This window comes from Wolbachia endosymbiont (group B) of Athalia cordata (genome assembly GCF_947251845.1).
In the GTDB taxonomy this organism is placed as follows: domain Bacteria; phylum Pseudomonadota; class Alphaproteobacteria; order Rickettsiales; family Anaplasmataceae; genus Wolbachia.
Map to the genome: position 1 here is coordinate 373,573 of NZ_OX366383.1, position 16,362 is coordinate 389,934.

The 16,362-nt window shown below is 34.3% G+C and carries 15 protein-coding genes, 1 tRNA gene and 2 pseudogenes; 5 read left to right on the forward strand and 13 right to left on the reverse strand.

All coding sequences use genetic code 11. The annotated features are described in order from the left end of the window. Nucleotides 1-64 precede the first annotated feature (64 nt). Together OPR30_RS01830 and rpmE are read right to left on the reverse strand one after the other, a co-directional pair. Nucleotides 65-850 carry an NAD kinase gene (locus OPR30_RS01830; RefSeq protein WP_265030984.1) on the reverse strand — a complete coding sequence of 262 codons (786 nt, stop codon included), beginning with the start codon at nt 848-850 and terminating at the stop codon, nt 65-67. A gap of 21 nt (nt 851-871) precedes the next feature. Further along, nucleotides 872-1,084, reverse strand: coding sequence for a 50S ribosomal protein L31 (rpmE, locus tag OPR30_RS01835; protein WP_052264949.1), 213 nt, complete (start codon nt 1,082-1,084; stop codon nt 872-874). A gap of 125 nt (nt 1,085-1,209) precedes the next feature. On the opposite strand from rpmE, the gene fabD reads away from it, so the two are divergent. Further along, nucleotides 1,210-2,178: an ACP S-malonyltransferase gene (fabD, locus tag OPR30_RS01840; RefSeq protein WP_265031108.1), complete on the forward strand. Its 969-nt coding sequence runs from the start codon at nt 1,210-1,212 to the stop codon at nt 2,176-2,178. 51 nt (nt 2,179-2,229) lie between these two features. Next, nucleotides 2,230-2,976 (forward strand): hypothetical protein, encoded by a 747-nt coding sequence (locus OPR30_RS01845; RefSeq protein ID WP_007302088.1) that lies wholly within the window; start codon nt 2,230-2,232, stop codon nt 2,974-2,976. Here the strand turns inward: OPR30_RS01845 and gpmI are convergent. After that, on the reverse strand, nt 2,971-4,479 hold the full coding sequence (gene gpmI, locus OPR30_RS01850; protein ID WP_264374975.1) for a 2,3-bisphosphoglycerate-independent phosphoglycerate mutase: 1,509 nt from the start codon (nt 4,477-4,479) through the stop codon (nt 2,971-2,973). The genes OPR30_RS01845 and gpmI overlap by 6 nt on opposite strands. A gap of 196 nt (nt 4,480-4,675) precedes the next feature. Here gpmI and OPR30_RS01855 point away from each other — a divergent pair, with 196 nt between their 5' ends. Continuing rightward, nucleotides 4,676-5,413: a leucine-rich repeat domain-containing protein gene (locus OPR30_RS01855; protein WP_265030985.1), complete on the forward strand. Its 738-nt coding sequence runs from the start codon at nt 4,676-4,678 to the stop codon at nt 5,411-5,413. Between the two features lie 87 nt (nt 5,414-5,500). On the opposite strand, the gene OPR30_RS01860 is transcribed toward OPR30_RS01855, so the two are convergent. Both OPR30_RS01860 and purH read right to left on the reverse strand, forming a co-directional pair. Next, nucleotides 5,501-5,572 (reverse strand) — tRNA-Asn (locus OPR30_RS01860). A 476-nt stretch (nt 5,573-6,048) separates the two neighbouring features. After that, on the reverse strand, nt 6,049-7,569 hold the full coding sequence (purH, locus tag OPR30_RS01865) for a bifunctional phosphoribosylaminoimidazolecarboxamide formyltransferase/IMP cyclohydrolase (protein ID WP_265030986.1): 1,521 nt from the start codon (nt 7,567-7,569) through the stop codon (nt 6,049-6,051). Between the two features lie 152 nt (nt 7,570-7,721). On the opposite strand from purH, the pseudogene OPR30_RS06405 reads away from it, so the two are divergent. Continuing rightward, nucleotides 7,722-7,862 (forward strand): annotated as a pseudogene (locus OPR30_RS06405) (WPE palindromic element domain-containing protein); the annotation flags it as partial. 87 nt (nt 7,863-7,949) lie between these two features. Here the strand turns inward: OPR30_RS06405 and fmt are convergent. From fmt to OPR30_RS01900, 6 genes are all read right to left on the reverse strand, one after another. Next, nucleotides 7,950-8,849: a methionyl-tRNA formyltransferase gene (fmt, locus tag OPR30_RS01875; RefSeq protein ID WP_064085375.1), complete on the reverse strand. Its 900-nt coding sequence runs from the start codon at nt 8,847-8,849 to the stop codon at nt 7,950-7,952. Nucleotides 8,850-8,861: 12 nt separating this feature from the next. Continuing rightward, the gene (rplT, locus tag OPR30_RS01880) at nt 8,862-9,218 is read right to left on the reverse strand and encodes a 50S ribosomal protein L20 (RefSeq protein WP_063630562.1); all 357 of its coding nucleotides are present in this window, start codon (nt 9,216-9,218) and stop codon (nt 8,862-8,864) included. Nucleotides 9,219-9,239: 21 nt separating this feature from the next. Beyond that, entirely contained in the window at nt 9,240-9,446 is a 207-nt protein-coding gene (gene rpmI, locus OPR30_RS01885; protein ID WP_010402777.1) for a 50S ribosomal protein L35, read from the reverse strand. Between the two features lie 98 nt (nt 9,447-9,544). Further along, nucleotides 9,545-9,988, reverse strand: coding sequence for a PAS domain-containing protein (locus tag OPR30_RS01890; protein ID WP_264375720.1), 444 nt, complete (start codon nt 9,986-9,988; stop codon nt 9,545-9,547). Between the two features lie 205 nt (nt 9,989-10,193). After that, the gene (locus tag OPR30_RS01895; RefSeq protein WP_264374978.1) at nt 10,194-10,955 is read right to left on the reverse strand and encodes a hypothetical protein; all 762 of its coding nucleotides are present in this window, start codon (nt 10,953-10,955) and stop codon (nt 10,194-10,196) included. Between the two features lie 289 nt (nt 10,956-11,244). After that, a complete protein-coding gene (locus tag OPR30_RS01900; protein WP_265030987.1) occupies nt 11,245-12,201 on the reverse strand; it encodes a hypothetical protein in 957 nt (318 codons plus the stop codon). A 218-nt stretch (nt 12,202-12,419) separates the two neighbouring features. Here OPR30_RS01900 and alaS point away from each other — a divergent pair, with 218 nt between their 5' ends. Then, nucleotides 12,420-15,002 carry an alanine--tRNA ligase gene (gene alaS, locus OPR30_RS01905; RefSeq protein ID WP_265030988.1) on the forward strand — a complete coding sequence of 861 codons (2,583 nt, stop codon included), beginning with the start codon at nt 12,420-12,422 and terminating at the stop codon, nt 15,000-15,002. A gap of 287 nt (nt 15,003-15,289) precedes the next feature. Here the strand turns inward: alaS and nth are convergent, their stop codons facing one another. Continuing rightward, nucleotides 15,290-15,928, reverse strand: coding sequence for an endonuclease III (gene nth, locus OPR30_RS01910; RefSeq protein ID WP_265030989.1), 639 nt, complete (start codon nt 15,926-15,928; stop codon nt 15,290-15,292). Between the two features lie 21 nt (nt 15,929-15,949). Beyond that, nucleotides 15,950-16,321, reverse strand: a pseudogene (locus OPR30_RS01915) (molecular chaperone DnaJ); the annotation flags it as partial. Nucleotides 16,322-16,362 lie beyond the last annotated feature (41 nt).

Sequence of the window (16,362 nt, forward strand, 5' to 3'; positions counted from 1 at the left end):
ACAATGTTATGTTGATTACGCTATAGTTATTAAGATATAGTGAATACTAATTTAAGAATAAATATTAGTATAAGAACTGCTGATCAAAGATCCTTTCATTCAAAGGGCAATCTTTGTCAAAAAGTAGAGTGACTGTGTTTTCGTGATCTTTCTGCATTTTTATCTGCGATATATCAGGAAATTCCTTGTAATCTGATACTACAAGTGCTGGACGATTTTCCACGTCGTTGATATCAATTTGCACTATTGTATCATTTGAGATTAGCGCTCCATTCCAATGCCTTGGGTAGTAACTATTTATGGAAGTAAGTGCAAATAAATTTGAATTAAGTGGTAAGATTGGCCCACCGGCAGAGAAGTTATATGCAGTGCTACCTGTTGGGGTAGACAATATTATGCCATCCCCTCTGAATTTTTCTACTTTTAGCTTATCATTAATGGTAATATTCATCTCTACTATTTGATTTGCATTTCTAAAGACATACACTTCATTTACTGCGATGTAACGGTGTTTTTTGCCACTTATGTCTGTGGCTTCCATTTTTAGTAAAGTTAGCTGAGTAGGAACTGCATGTTCTATATGATCAATTAGATCTTCAAAGCATTTATTCATCAAAAATCCGACGTTACCGGTATTTATTCCATACACATGTATATCTTTATTTCCTATGACGTAGTTGTGTAGGGTGCGTAGCATAAAACCATCGCCACCAACAACTATCAGCAGATCAACTTCATGCTTACCTGCTTCTGCTATATTGATAAAATTGAGTTTCTGTAGTAGTTTAGATACTTCCTGAGACTTGGGTAGCGAAGAAGCAATATAGCCTACATTTTTATATTTATACATGTTAAATAAAGAGGGGAGGAACTAAAAAAAACTCCCGTATTTATCATTAAACTTAGCTATTTTACTATCCTTCTCCCCTGAACCGCTTGTCAAACTTCCAGTCCATGCAGGATGAGTAAGAGGATCTCTATCAAGCTTTATTCTTTGACCTTCTTTTCCATAAGTGGAATAAGTTTCAAACTCTTGACCATCTGTCATAACTATAGTAACTTTGTGATAATCGATTTCTGCCATTGTTCTTACAAATTTCTTACCAGCTAAGATTTTAGTGAATCTGGTTCATTTGGTCAATCATTATTGTGAAATATTGACAAAAAATAAATAAAGTAGTATTCTCAATGAAGAATGAAAAATTTTTTATGATTTTTGCTTTTCCTGGTCAGGGCTCCCAATTTGTAGGAATGGGAAAGAGTTTATATGATGAATTTTCAGTTGCAAGGAACGTATTTGATGAAGTAGATGACATATTGGGTAGAAAGCTGTCTCATTTGATTTTCAATGGCCCTATTGAGAAATTAACCATCACGGAAAACGCTCAGCCAGCTATAATGGCGGTGTCAATTGCAACGCTACGTGTTATGGAGCATGTGCTTGGTAAATCTCTTCACAATGTTCAGTATGTTTGTGGGCATTCAGTTGGCGAGTATACAGCGCTGTGTGCTGCAGGGGCATTGACGCTTGAGTCTGCAGTCAAATTGCTAAAAGTTCGTAGCGAAGCAATGCATGAAGCTTCACTAAAATGCAAAGGTGGAATGTTTGCTCTACTTGGAGCAGAAATAAGTGAAGTAGAAGGTATATTAAAATCAGCTCAAATTGATTGTGAAATTGCAAACGATAATGGTGGTGGGCAGGTAGTGGTGAGTGGTACTGCAGAGGCTCTTGAGGTCTTACCTGATTTATTCAAAAACTCAAGTGTCAAGAAAATGATAAAATTACAAGTTAGTGGGCCTTTTCATTCATCTTTTATGAAACCTGCTGATGAAAAACTTCTGGAATTTTTAAAAAGCATCAACATAACTCGCCCTTCGATTCCTTTTGTATCAAACGTTACAGCTAAGGAAGAAAGTGATCCAGAGATCATAAGAGCTTTGCTCGCTAAGCAAGTTGTAAGTAGAGTAAGATGGAGAGAGATGGTTTTATATATGATAAGCCATGGCACTAATAAGTTTGTTGAAGTTGGCCCTAACAAAGTTTTATCTAATCTAGTTAAAAGAATTGACCAATCTATTAGTGTGAAAAATATAGATAGTATTGGTGATATTAATAGCTTCTTTGATGAATCATTAATGTTGACAGCAAAAAATTTAAAAATAAAAGCTTATAACTAACATAAAGTAAAATTTGTACTATTTTTTGCTTTGATTATTGATAGCAGCGGAATGTCAAACATCGACACTAAAGAATATGATCTAGCGTTGGGTGATACCACGGTTAAGCTTTTTATTAAAAGTAGCGATACAAGTGGGATCAATTTTATTAATGTGCATCAAAATGAAGTAACTTCAAAAGGGGCTGGTGAGCATATACTCCAGCAGTTTGGTGGAAGAATGCTATACATTACTCATGGTGATGGTACTCCGCGTAATGTAGAATTTTACTTAAATGGTGAGCGGTATGAATTCGATCCCAATCGCATGTTTGATGATGTAGGTGCAGAAGCTAGCTTAAGAGAGTTTGGCAGTGTTTCAGAAGATGCTTTGAGAGCTGTTAGAAACTTTGCAGAAAGAATTTTAGATTTTTTACTTCCTGGTCAAGATCACGTTATCGCTCTGCACAATAACTACAATTCTCCCAGCTACTCATTCAAGAGCTATTTTTCTCCACCACTTTCTCATGATGTGCTAAAGATTTCTCCAGAAGTGTGTCCGGAAAGTGGAACGGGTGAGTTTTTCTATACGACAGTTGAAGATTGGTTCGATGCTTTAAAACAGAAAGAAATTTTTAATATAGTATTGCAAAATAACAAAGCAGTTGAAGATGATGGTTCTTTATCTGTATATGTAGGGAAGAATAATATTCGGTACTCTAATGTGGAAGCTGAGCATGATCATTTAGAGCAGCAAATAGATATGCTATCTTCTATACACAGTGTTTTATTTCCTCAACCCTTAACAATAGAGTTATAGCAACATGGAACGCACTAACGAACTACCTGTCATCTCGTTTGGCTTTTTAAGTCCAAGTAGCTGTAAAATAGTAGGAGCAATATCAGATAATTTTCCATCTCTCAGTTTTAAATTTTCACAAGATATAATAAATGGAACTTTATTTAGAGTGTGCGCTGTGTGAGGTGTGTTATTTTCTTCATCGAACATACATTCCACATTACCATGGTCTGCTGTAACAATGAGTGCAGTATTACCCACTTCTTTGACAACGCTGAGTACTTTTGCAAGGCAATCATCTACAGCGAGCACAGCTTGCTCGGCCGCTTTTATATTACCTGTGTGTCCCACCATATCAGGGTTAGCGTAGTTTACAACTATCAGCGCAAATTCTTGAGAATAAATTTTTTTTACAAGCTCTTCTGTGAGCTCAAAGGCTGACATTTCAGGCTGCAGGTCATAAGTTTTAACTTTTGGTGAAGGAATGAGTATTCTTTCTTCACCAGAAAAAGGTTCTTCTCTTCCACAATTAAAAAAGAAAGTCACATGCGCATATTTCTCAGTTTCAGCAATGCGCAGTTGCCGTAGTTTATTGTCTTCTATTATCTGTCCCAAAGTGTTGGCAAAAGATTCAGGAGGAAAGAGATAAGGGATTTTTAAGTCCGCTTTATATTGCATCATACTTAAAATTGAAGAGAATTTTGCCACTTCAGTATAGCCTGCTTTACCAAGACAAATACTTGCCAATTGTATCATTCGATCAGCACGAAAGTTAGCCAATAGCAATCCATCTTCTGGTTTTATACCTTGATAATCGCCTATTATTGCGGGCCTGATAAATTCATCGGTTATATTATTTTGATAATTTTCATCAATAAGCGATACTGCATCATCATAACGAGGCGCCTTTGCAAATGCGATGGCTTCATAAGCTTCAATTGTTCTTTCCCACCTATTATCACGGTCCATAGCATAATAACGCCCAGAGACAGTGGCGATTCTTATATCATTTTCCTTTATGCTTTCTGTAAATTCTTGAATGCATCTTTTCCCTGAATTTAGCAGTGTGTCTCTGCCATCTAAAAATGCGTGTATTACAACTTTAATTCCGCGCTGTGATATCTTGTTTGCTAAAGCTGAAATGTGCTTTTGATGCGAATGAACACCGCCATCTGATATCAATCCCATTATATGGCATATGCCATTCTTACTTTTTAGATCATTAATAAAATTCTGTAGATTTGCATTATTTTCTATCGTTTCGATTGCTTGATTAATACGCTGAAGGCTTTGCATTACCACTCTACCGCTACCAATATTCATGTGACCAACTTCTGAATTGCCTATTTGGCCTTCTGGTAATCCAACATCAGTTCCACAGGCAGATAAACTGCACTTTGGATAATTAGAGCTAATATGTTGCCAACAAGGTGGATTTGAATTGCTAATAGCGTTGTATTTACTATTTTCTATTCCATTACCCCAGCCATCTAATATACATAAAACGACTGATTTAAAGTTCATATAAAAGTTATCATCGAGAACCTCCGATGATACCAAAAACAAACTCTTCTCACAACTTTTGTGTTAAAATAAGAGATATAAAAAGCTGCTTGGAGGCAATGGTATATGAAGTTTTTCATAAAATATTTTATTAAAGTGATTGACAGTTGCTGAAGTGTTTACTAAAACACTTGCATAGCTTTAATAGTGAGGTCAAATGAGTTATAGTCAATATGTAAAGGGTAATACTTTAGCAACATCAGCTGCTATAATTAATGTTGATAGATTAGTAAACTTTTTAAAAAGCAATACAAACATTACAAGACTTATTTTACGATGTTCAAAAATTAATTATGAGGTTATAAAAGAATTAGCTCAGCTTTCTCATCTTACTTCACTTGATCTAAGTTGCAGTTATGTTGTTACAGAATATGTAAAGATTTTAGCAAGCGGGAATCTTATAAATCTTACTTCGCTTGATTTAGGAGGAAACGGAATTGGTGATGAAGATGTAGAGGCTTTAACCAGTGGAAATCTTACAAGTCTTACTGAGCTTAAATTATATGATAATAAAATTGGCGATAGGGGGGCAAAAGCTTTAGCAAGTGGAAACCTTCAAAAGCTTACTTTACTGAGTTTAGGATGGAATGAAATCAGTAATGAAGGTGCAGAGGCTTTAGCAGCAAGTGAAAACCTTAAAAATCTTATTACACTTAAAGTATATGATAACAGCATTAATTACAGAGATGTACAGACTTTGGCGAGTGGAAATTTGGTGCGTCTTACTTCGCTCATTTACAATTATTGCAGTATTGATGAAACATTGCCAAAAAATGTCCTTCCTCAATTAAAAAGGAAATGTAATAAAAGAAAAATAGGAGAGGAGCCAGATAGCAAGCTAAGTGAAGCGCAGACATCTTTGCATTTTGACAGTAAAGGCTTTAAACCTATATAACTTCACACGTTTTGTCTGTTTAATAGACAAAAAAAAAGTAGTGAATTTTGGGCTAAAAGTGAAATGTACAGATTGTATAAAATAGTGCTCCCCGGGCCGGATTCGAACCAGCGACCAATTGGTTAACAGCCAACTGCTCTACCACTGAGCTACCGAGGAATAAACTGCTTTCAACTTATCACATTGAACGCCGATTGTAAACGATTTTTATGTAGACTTTAGACCTAGATATCATTCCAGTGCATGGAGCTGTAATCCAGTTTTTCTTACCAACAAAAACTTAGAATAACTTTTGTTCTTAAAAAATTTCTAGATTTCAGACTCATGTTTCAATGTTAAACAAGGTACAATAGAATTGAGTAGGGTAATTTCTAGGGAATTATTATATTCTAGAAAAAGTAAAATGTCATCCAGATAGACTAATGTACAAGGTAAGCTGAATGTCTATAAGGAAAAACAGCAAGGCATTTTAGGATTTGCTATAAATCGCATCAGGAGCTCAAGAGTACAGCTTACAATTACAGATAGGTATAGTTGAGTTTAAAGTCACTACATAAATTTACTACAATTTTCATACCTATAAGCTGCTATGCAACAAAGCCCTGTGTGGGTATAATTTTGACAGGATACAAAGCTTAATGGAGAAAGTTACGAACATCAGTGAAAAACATGGCAATTTTATTCTCATTTGCAGCTGCTATCACGTTTTGATCTTTCAATGAGCCACCTGGCTGAATTATAGCTGTAATTCCATGCTTTGCACTTTCTACTATACTATCTGGAAATGGAAAAAATGCATCTGAAGCAAGCGCTGCGCCTTTACATTTTTCACCTGCTTTTTTTACTGCAATATTCACACTATCTATTCTGCTTGTTTGTCCTGCACCGATGCCAATAGCACAACCGTCTTTTGCTATCACTATTGCATTGGATTTTACATGTTTACATATTTTCCAAGCAAAAATAAGATCTTCCTTCTCTTTTTTTGTTGTAGTGCATTCTGTCACTCGGTTTATTTCTTCTACTTTTACTGTATGGTTATTATTTTCTTGCACTAAGAACCCGCCAACAACATTTTTGATTTGATATTTTGCATTTTGCTGAAGAGATTGATGAATAATCACTCTTAAATTTTTCTTTTTTTGTAAAATTTTTAGTGCCTCTTTGTTTACCGATGGTGCTATCACCACTTCCAAAAATATCTCGTTTAATTTCTCTGCTAGCTTGAAATCTATCTCCCGATTGAAAGCAACTATTCCACCAAAACTGCTTATTTCATCACATGATAGAGCTTTTTCATATGCTTTTAAAGCACTATCACTAACAGCAGCGCCACATGGATTATTGTGCTTTATTATCACTGCTGAAGGTTCTTGAAACTCAGAAATTATGTTAAGTGCAGACTCTATGTCGACTATATTATTATAGCTCAACTCTTTTCCATGTATTTTCTCCAGTGGATATTTGCTAAATTTATTGCTATAAAATGCAGCTTTTTGATGAGGATTTTCACCATATCTGAGTCCTTGTGCTTTACATCCATATAAAGTAAAAAACTCTGGTAACTCATTGCTTTTACCCTGTGATAAAAACCAATTGTAAATATTAGAATCATACTGTGCAGTCAGAGCAAATGCTTTAGTTGCTAGATGTTTTCTATATTCTAATGTTGTCTGATTGTTATTTTTGATCATCTCAGCTTTCAGTGTTTCGTAATCTTGAATGCTAGAAATCACTGAAGTGAGATGAAAGTTTTTTGCTGTAGCTCTAATTAATGCTACTCCACCTATATCTATTTGTTCTATGATTTGCTTCTCACTTGAGTTGCTATTAACCGTTTTCCAAAATGGATATAAGTTAGTTATAAGCAGATCTATCGGCTTAATTTCTAGATTCTGCATTTCCTTTTCGTGCCTTTTTCGATCACAGAGTATTCCTCCATGAATTTTAGGATGTAAAGTTTTCACTCTGCCATCTAGTATTTCTGGAAATTGTGTGTAATCTGAAACTTCTTGTGTTTTTATTCCCGCACCTGATAGCACTTTATAAGTATTCCCTGTTGAGAGAATTTCTATTTGTTGCTGCATCAAAAACGATGCAAGTTCAATTATATTTGTCTTATCGTATACTGATATTAAAGCTCTTTTAATTTTCATATGGAAGGTTTCTTAAGATTATATCTAAGAAAAGAAAATTTGTCTATATATAGCTACTACGTCATACCACTGCGGTATCTCGTTGTAGATTCCGCTAACAAGCACATAGCTGTACGAACATTGTGATACAAGAGACCAAGAAAGATGTCATCCCAGTGCCCAGACACTGGGATCCAGAAAACTTCACTTTAAATGAGCACACCAGGTAATAGAAACTGGATTCCAGTGTCAAGCACTGACCATCTACTACTCAAATTACCTGCAAATTGCAATGTTCGTACACCAAAACGCGGTATCTTGTTGTAGATTCCGCTAACAAGCAGCGGAATACCAAATTGTAGAAGTTGCTTTAGCTCTCCTCACCCTCCCTTCAAAGTAGTCTATTCTATAAATTTTTTTGTTAAACTTGATTTTAAGCCACGAACAAAATCTTTAATATCGCAAGGATTTCTTCCTTCCATTTGTACAACTTTAGGAATTAAAGTACCACCTTTTAAACTTATATGCATATTATCATTAATGATCTCACCTTGTCCTGAAGTGAAGGCTTCAAATTCAGCATCAAGTATCTTGATACGTTTGTTCTCTACCTTAATGAATGCTTTTGGATAAAATGCTTTAACCTTTCTATAAGCAATTTCACAGGCGTCACTTGCGTAAATTTTATAGTCTTTTACTTTGTCAGCATAACACGCATCGTTATCGCTCTGTTTTAAGGGAACTTGCTTTTCAATTTCGTTTAGTACTTTCAGCAGTAAATCACTACCTAATTCAGACAATTTATCATACAACGTCTTATAATTATCGCTTTTTTCAATAAGAAATTTTTTCTGTTTTAAAATAGGGCCAGAATCTAATCCTTCATCTAGCTGCATAATGCTAACTCCGGTTTCTTGATCTCCGGCTAAAATTGTGTGCTGTATCGGAGCTGCACCGCGCCACCTAGGCAGTAATGATGGATGAATATTAATACAACCATATTTGGGAATATTTAAAATTTCTTTTGGAAGTATCAATCCATACGCAGCAACAACTGCAACGTCTGGCTTAAAATTTCCAAACTTTTCTTGCTCTATCGAAGATTTTAAAGAGGCAGGAGTACATACCTCTATGTCACTTTTTTCAGCAACGATGTGTACTGGGGATTTTGTTAACCTCTGCCCACGTCCAGAAGGTTTTGGAGCTTTGGTATATACTGCCACTATTTCACTCTGTAATTTCAATAGTAAGTTTAACGCACCAACAGCAAACTCCGGTGACCCCATGAAAATAATTCTCATGGTGTTTTTGCTTTAAGCTAACTTACTATTTACAATTTCTATTAATTTAGCAAAATCATCCTTATGATTAACAGCCATCTCAGCAAGAATTTTCCTATTTAAATCAATTTCAGCAAGTTTAAGACCATGCATAAATCTACCGTAAGTAAGTCCATGTTCTCTTACTGCTGCATTAATACGTATTATCCACAAACCACGAAAATCACGTTTACAGGTTCTTCTGTCTCTGTAAGCATATTGGAGTGCTTTTTCAACTCTTTGTAATGCAATTCTATAACAATTTTTTGCCCGTCCTCTATAACCCTTTGCTAGTTTCAATATTTTTTTATGACGAGCATGAGTAGTGACTCCACGTTTTACTCGAGCCATTTTTATTTTACCTCCATTTTGTTAAATACCATAAGGCATATAAAGCTTAACTATACGCGAGTCAGATTTACTAAGAATCGTCGTACCACGCTGATTACGAATATTAGATTTACTTCTCTTTACCATACCATGTCTTTTACCTGACTGAGTAGAGATGACTTTACCCTTAGCTGTAAGGTGAAAGCGCTTTTTGACAGAAGATTTGGTTTTTAATTTTATTTTCGTCATATTCTAAACAAATTTACAAACACCACTATTTAGTTCTTTATTAGTAATTAAGTATGAGTATAGATAACTTTATTAAAAAATCAAATTAAAATTGTATTTTAAAGCAGCTTGAATGTAATCACACCCAGTATATGTGTTATACCTTCTTTATCTCCAATTGGCAACAATACTTGCCTCATTTTAACACTTTCACTTTCTTCCTCTTCGTTAATTGGGCATTTACTTTCTATTATAGTCTCAAGTTTATCAATAACTGCATCTATTTTATATAGCCGCAAAAATGGTGCATCAATTGCATATTTATTATCGATGTACATCTTTTTTTCAAAACCATAAAATTCAATAGCTTTTTCTCCTGCATTTTCACAAATATAACCTCGATCTTTAACTTCAATGATAAAACAATGCTGCCATGACTCCATGATTTCTGCAGTGTCTATTTCATGTCTTTCTGGCCATTCTCTATCTGATCCTTTTATATCACTCCAATGTTGAGTAACTATATTCACTATTCTTCTTTCTTTGCCTGCATAATTTTCCATTCGAAATTCCACATATAAAACACAGATATGAGGTAAATTTATCGTGAATGTATTGATTTTTTCTTACTAAAGGATGTAGATTATTGAAGATTCTCATCCTGTTTACACAACAGGTAATGATAAATTAAGTATAATAATTAGAGCATAAAAATTATTAAATGATGAAACTGTGAAATAAAAAAATTCTATTTTTGCAATATTTTGGCTAACGAATAGAATTAGTTCCACTTTCTAAAGTTATTGCACTTAATAAATAACTAGATGGAGTTTCTTCCTTAGCACTACTATGGCTTTTATTTTTTCTATTATAAAACCAACATTTAAATGGTACAGCTGCTGCGATAGCTGCTACCAAAGCTACTGTTACTGCTAACATACCTACTGTGAACACTATATTATTTTTCTCGTTTGAAGGTGTTTCCAATAATTTAAACTCTCTCAAGTTTGTATCATGAATCATAGGATTACCCAAAATATTCGTCGTATTTTGAACACTTTCTATATTTCGCATTGTAATTCCATTGCTAGCGTTTGATTTTTTCATTTCTTCCATTACTTGTTTTAAGTTTGGTAGTTCTGCTGTTGTATTTTCAATATCACCAGCTTCCAGCTTTTGCAAGTTCTCATTACTCAAAAACTCTTTGAGATACTTTTCATAAAACTCTTTGGCATTATATCTTTTATAACTTCGTATTTTCCCACTCTTGAGATCAGAAACAATATCATCAATCATCACTTTTGGATTTTCTGCATGCACTATTTCTCCTTCAGCAACAAGAATACGATAAGATGTATCGTCAAGCATACATACATACTTAAGTTTTAAATCACCTCCTCCCAATAGAAAATATATTGTTCTGTTTTGTTCTACATCTCGCAATTCTGATTCAATACTAATCCATCTATTCCTTTTTTCTTTATTGATTGATCTTTTTTTTCCTACAGTATTTTTAAATCTTCTTGACATATATGACCCCCAAGCTGACCAATATTTCCTTATGTATAAAAGATAAATTATTTAAGTCCACATCTTTTCACTAAGATTTTTATATTTTTATTATACTAAATAATACATATATTAATATCTGAATTTCTCATTGCAATTTATTATACCTTAGTAAAAACGATATAAAATTAGAGAAAGAGTTATAAAATTTTTTGGAAGATAGGAAAATTTCTTCTCCTTTGGTTCCAGAGCATATAAGTGCTGTAAGAGCTAAGTTGATGGCACTGTTGTGCCATCAAACTCTGGAATTTTACTCGACACTAATCTGAGAAGATAGATGTGCTACCGATGTAGCATTGCTGAGCAAAGATTCTATTTCTGATGTAGATCCGGAATGCTCAAGTTGAGCTTGTTCAGGAAGGTTTTTCATCGCTTTTTCAACATCGTAGCTACCTTCCCTATTTTTTCTATGCCATACAAAGTATCCTAATCCTGCAAAAGCTACTGCTAGCACTCCACCCAATATACCACCAGCAATCCCTGCTATTCCTATATACTGTCCTCCATTTATTTCGGGTAATTTAGGCCCTTCCACATCTGTGCTATTAAATATAGAATGATCTAACACTTCTTGTGAATTACTATCAAAACGGGAAACACTACTTATATCTTCAGGAGTAATTCCATAACTAGAATTTGATTCTTCTATTTCATTTATTACGTCATTAATCTCTTTAGTAGTTACTTTGCTTGATGCAAAATCGAATTCTTGTTTTGTTAAAGAAGCTGATTTGATAGTTACATCTTCCTGCATCTGATAATCAATTTCTTCAGTAGTAGATTCTCTCAATTGGCTATTTTCATCAGTTCTTTCTTTTAGCTTTTTTGAACTATCCTTACCCAATTCATCTACAAGGTTTTTTAGATATATTTTCTTAAATTCTCTATAATTATATTCTTTACCTTTTTCTATTTCTCCACTCTTAAGACCTAAAATAATTCCATCTATTGTCGATTCACGAATTGCTTGAGGAATGTCTATTGAATTTACTATTCCTGTAACCAAGCCTATCTCAGCTGCTCTAGAAGATATAGAGAGGTCTTTTACTGTTAAATTCTCTCCTTTAATTAAAAATTCTACCCTTCTGTTTTGTTTTATACTTTCCAAGTCAGATACAATTCTAATTGTTGGACCATCCATCTCCTGCTTATTTGTTGTTTCTCTCTTTCGCATGCTATTCTTAGTGTTTTGGAATTTTTTTGGCATTTCACACTCCTTAAATTAATTAATAAAAGTATTATTTGAATTAACAAATACTTCTCTATGTTAGCGGATAAAATATTTAAACCTATATCTTTTTATTAAAATTTTTATGTAAAAGTTACTTTTATTATACTAAGTAATGTATATATTAATATTCAGATTGATAAATTGATTTTACTTCTGTTACAACTTATTATGCATAGATAACCTCAGTAAAAACGATGAAGCTAAACGAAATTAGAGAAAGATTTATAAAATTTTTTGTAAATAATAATCATGAGCAAGTTCCTTCTTCTCCTTTGATTCCAGAGCATGATCCAACACTCATGTTTACAAATGCTGGTATGGTACAGTTCAAAAACATCTTTACCGGCACGCAAAAAACTGAAATGAAACGTGCCGTCTCAAGTCAAAAGTGTCTCAGAGCAGGTGGTAAACACAATGATCTTGAAAATGTTGGCTATACATCTCGGCATCACACATTTTTTGAAATGCTCGGAAATTTTAGCTTTGGTGATTACTTTAAAGAAACTGCGATAGAATTTGCGTGGAAATTTATTACTGAAGAATTGTCTCTTGATAAAAACAGACTATCCATAACTGTTTACCACACTGATGATGAAGCATATGAAATTTGGCGTAAGATAAGTGGCTTTTCAGATGATAAAATCATAAGAATTACAACAGATGATAACTTTTGGAGCATGGGCAATACTGGTCCATGTGGCCCATGTTCTGAAATCTTTTACGATCATGCAAATCAGGATTTGCATGAAGACGACAGAATTGTTGAAATTTGGAACCTGGTGTTCATGGAATTTAATAAAGATGAAGAAGGTAATTTACAAAAATTACCAAAAAAATGCATCGATACCGGAATGGGCCTTGAAAGAATAGCAGCTGTTATGCAGAACGTTCATGATAACTATGATATTGACCTATTTTCTGCTCTGGTAAGTAAATCGCAAGAGTACTGTGGAAATACGGAAAATAAAGTAGCTTATAAGATTATTGCAGATCACCTTCGTGCAGCTGCATTTCTCATCGCAGAAGGAGTGCTTCCTGGAAATGAAGGAAGAAATTATGTACTACGCAGATTGATCAGGAGAGCAGTACGTTATATCCACCTACTTGGATATAATGATTCTCTATTGAACCTTGTTTTTCCTGCACTCATAGATGGCACAAGTTTGGCTTATATGGGAGATGCTTATCCAGAGCTAATCAGAGCTAAAAGCTTAATAGAAACAACGTTAAAATCAGAGGAAGAAAACTTTAAAGACACTTTAATGAAAGGCATTAATCTCTTGGACAAATTCACTGCAGATTTAAAATCAGGTGACACTCTATCTGGAGAATCAGCATTCAAACTATATGACACTTATGGATTTCCTTTGGATATCACACTTGATATTTTGAAAGAAAGGAAAATAAATTTTGACCAAAAAGGTTTTGATAATGCAATGAAAGAGCAAAAAGAAAGAGCACGTGCTAATTGGACTGGATCTGGTGAAAAATCTGTTGAACAAGTATGGTTTAATTTAATCGATCAGTTTGGCAAAACGGAATTTGTTGGTTATGAACGTGATGAAGTAAAGGATGCAACAGTACTCGCAATAATTTCCTCTAAAAATGAAGTAATTGATTCTGCAAAAGAAGGAGAAAAGATAACTATTATACTTGATAAAACACCTTTTTATGGAGAGTCAGGTGGACAGGTGGGAGATACTGGAAATTTTATAAAGTCTGATGGAAGTACGTTAACAGTGGAAAATACCAACAAGATTAACGACCTATATTTACACAGATGTATAGTTGAATCTGGTCCAGTTCGTAAAGGTGACACAGTTACAGCTAGTATTAATAAAAAAAGAAGACAAGACTTAAGAAGAAATCATTCAGCTACACATCTTCTACACTTTGCACTCAGAAAAATCTTAGGTGATCACGTTACTCAAAAAGGTTCTCTAGTCGCACCAAATAGACTAAGATTTGACTTTAGTCACAATAAGCCAGTCACTCAGGATCAGCTGTCTTCAGTAGAAGATATAGTAAACTCTCTAATCAGAGAAAATCTTTCTACGTCCACAAAAGTTCAAGGTATGGATGAGGCAATAGACGAAGGAGCGATGGCCTTATTTGGTGAAAAATATGGTGATAATGTTAGGGTTGTAAAAATTGGAGATTCAAAAGAATTATGTGGTGGTACACACGTGGAGCGTACCGGAGAAATTGGTTTGTTTAAGATAGCAGCAGAATGTTCCGTTGCATCTCGAGTAAGAAGAATTGAAGCTTTAACCGGTCAAGAAGCAATTAATTATGTACGCAATAACGAAATTAGCTTAAAAAAAGTTGCAGAATGCGTAAAAGCACCAGTAAATGAAATAATAAGTCGACTCAGTATTTTAAGCCAGGAGCGCAAAGAATTTGAAGTCAAAATAAAAAATCTTTATAAAAAGCTTATCAGTGTAGAAACTGTAAAAAGTACCGAAATAAATGGAATAAATTTCGTAAGCCACACTTTCAATAACGTTCCAGGAAGTATAATAAGGGAATTTGCTCTACAGCAACAAAAACCGAAAACTGTAATAGCCTTCATGGTAATAGAAAAGGATAAAACAGTTTTGATTGTCAAAGTAAGTAAAGATTTAACTAATAAGATCAATGCAAAAGAGCTAGTATCTACTGTAACCAGAAGGGATTGCGGTGGAAATGCCGAACTTGCCCAAACAGGCTGTGATAACAATAAAATAGATGATGCCATTACAGCAATCCATAGCAAAATAACAGCTTGCAAAAACTAATACACCCTACTACCTCGGTATCTTTTAACCATGAGCGAAGGTATTATGCAAATAGGGGTAGAGAAGACTTAACTGTCAAATGAGCATATCAGGTAATAAGAACTGGATTACAGCTCCATGCTCTGGAATGACATCATTTTATTCATCAAAGTAGCAGCTTTATAACGGCAGTGCACAGAGGCGTCATCAATTAGCCCTTCATTGTCATCCCAGTGTCAGCTACTCGGATGACACCATCATAGAGATCAGCTACTTTGATGATAAATAAGAAATATCGAAGTGTTGTGCTAGACTTTATACCTCTTGCATTCAAACTCACATAAATCATGAATTATGCATGTTTCACACGAAGGTTTTTGCGCTTTGCAAACATATCTACCATGCAAAACTAGCCAATGATGAGCATAAAGTAGGTATTTTTTTGGCACTACATTCAAAAGAGACTGCTCTGTTTTAAGTACATCTTTTTCTTTCACAAGCCCAACTCTATTGCTCACTCTAAAAACGTGAGTATCAACTGCCAATGTTGGAATACCAAGCCCTGAATTTAAGAACACATTAGCGCTCTTTCTCCCAACCCCTGGTAAAGATACCAAATCATCGAAATTAGTAGGCACTGTGCTATTGTACCTCTCAATCAATATTTTACTGAGCCCGATTATATTTTTTGCTTTAGAATTATATAAACCAATACTGCTTATGCATTTTCTCAGCTCACTTTGCCCAAGATTCAACATTTTTTCTGGCGTATCAGCGATACTAAATAGCTCCTTTGTAATTTTATTAACACTTATATCAGTCGTCCGCGCTGACAGAACTATTGCAACTAATAACGTAAAATGATTGGTATAATTTAGCTCTATTTTTGGCGCAGGATTTGACTGTTGAAATTTTTCAAATATTAATTCTACTTTTTTTGAGTCCATGCATAGAGCTAAAAGCTTATACTATACTGTTTGCTGTGCAAATTCAATTGCTTGAGGATTAGATAGTCCTTCAATATTAACATCAGACATATCAGTTTTTACCTCATCAAAATTCCTTTCAGCAAACTCGCTTGCCACTTCTGCAAAACATTTTCTAACAAGAGGCATGATAATTGGCATTAACATTTTTCGTGGATCATACCGTCCTAACAGATCAGTCTCCTTTTGCACTCTATCTCTTGGATCTTCCTCAAGTAAATCTTTCATGTGTTTTTCAGTGTATATTTCACAACCTTTTGAAAATATAGGACTAAATATCTCAGTAGCTAGCAGTGCTAACAATGACAAAGTACCAAATATTGTCACATCAACATAAAGACTATTAGAAATAAACCCTCTATCATCAAAGAACCTGTTCATAATCTTTTGAGGAG

Excerpts from the sequence above, each read along its gene's own strand:
- purH (WP_265030986.1), bottom strand. The coding sequence starts at position 7,569 with ATGAAAATTAAAAGAGCTTTAATATCAGTATACGATAAGACAAATATA.
- OPR30_RS01845 (WP_007302088.1), top strand. The coding sequence starts at position 2,230 with ATGTCAAACATCGACACTAAAGAATATGATCTAGCGTTGGGTGATACC.
- OPR30_RS01900 (WP_265030987.1), bottom strand. The coding sequence starts at position 12,201 with ATGCCAAAAAAATTCCAAAACACTAAGAATAGCATGCGAAAGAGAGAA.
- fmt (WP_064085375.1), bottom strand. The coding sequence starts at position 8,849 with ATGAGAATTATTTTCATGGGGTCACCGGAGTTTGCTGTTGGTGCGTTA.
- rplT (WP_063630562.1), bottom strand. The coding sequence starts at position 9,218 with ATGGCTCGAGTAAAACGTGGAGTCACTACTCATGCTCGTCATAAAAAA.
- fabD (WP_265031108.1), top strand. The coding sequence starts at position 1,210 with ATGATTTTTGCTTTTCCTGGTCAGGGCTCCCAATTTGTAGGAATGGGA.
- OPR30_RS01855 (WP_265030985.1), top strand. The coding sequence starts at position 4,676 with ATGAGTTATAGTCAATATGTAAAGGGTAATACTTTAGCAACATCAGCT.
- rpmI (WP_010402777.1), bottom strand. The coding sequence starts at position 9,446 with ATGACGAAAATAAAATTAAAAACCAAATCTTCTGTCAAAAAGCGCTTT.
- rpmE (WP_052264949.1), bottom strand. The coding sequence starts at position 1,084 with ATGGCAGAAATCGATTATCACAAAGTTACTATAGTTATGACAGATGGT.
- nth (WP_265030989.1), bottom strand. The coding sequence starts at position 15,928 with ATGGACTCAAAAAAAGTAGAATTAATATTTGAAAAATTTCAACAGTCA.
- alaS (WP_265030988.1), top strand. The coding sequence starts at position 12,420 with ATGAAGCTAAACGAAATTAGAGAAAGATTTATAAAATTTTTTGTAAAT.
- OPR30_RS01890 (WP_264375720.1), bottom strand. The coding sequence starts at position 9,988 with ATGGAAAATTATGCAGGCAAAGAAAGAAGAATAGTGAATATAGTTACT.
- OPR30_RS01830 (WP_265030984.1), bottom strand. The coding sequence starts at position 850 with ATGTATAAATATAAAAATGTAGGCTATATTGCTTCTTCGCTACCCAAG.
- gpmI (WP_264374975.1), bottom strand. The coding sequence starts at position 4,479 with ATGAACTTTAAATCAGTCGTTTTATGTATATTAGATGGCTGGGGTAAT.
- OPR30_RS01895 (WP_264374978.1), bottom strand. The coding sequence starts at position 10,955 with ATGTCAAGAAGATTTAAAAATACTGTAGGAAAAAAAAGATCAATCAAT.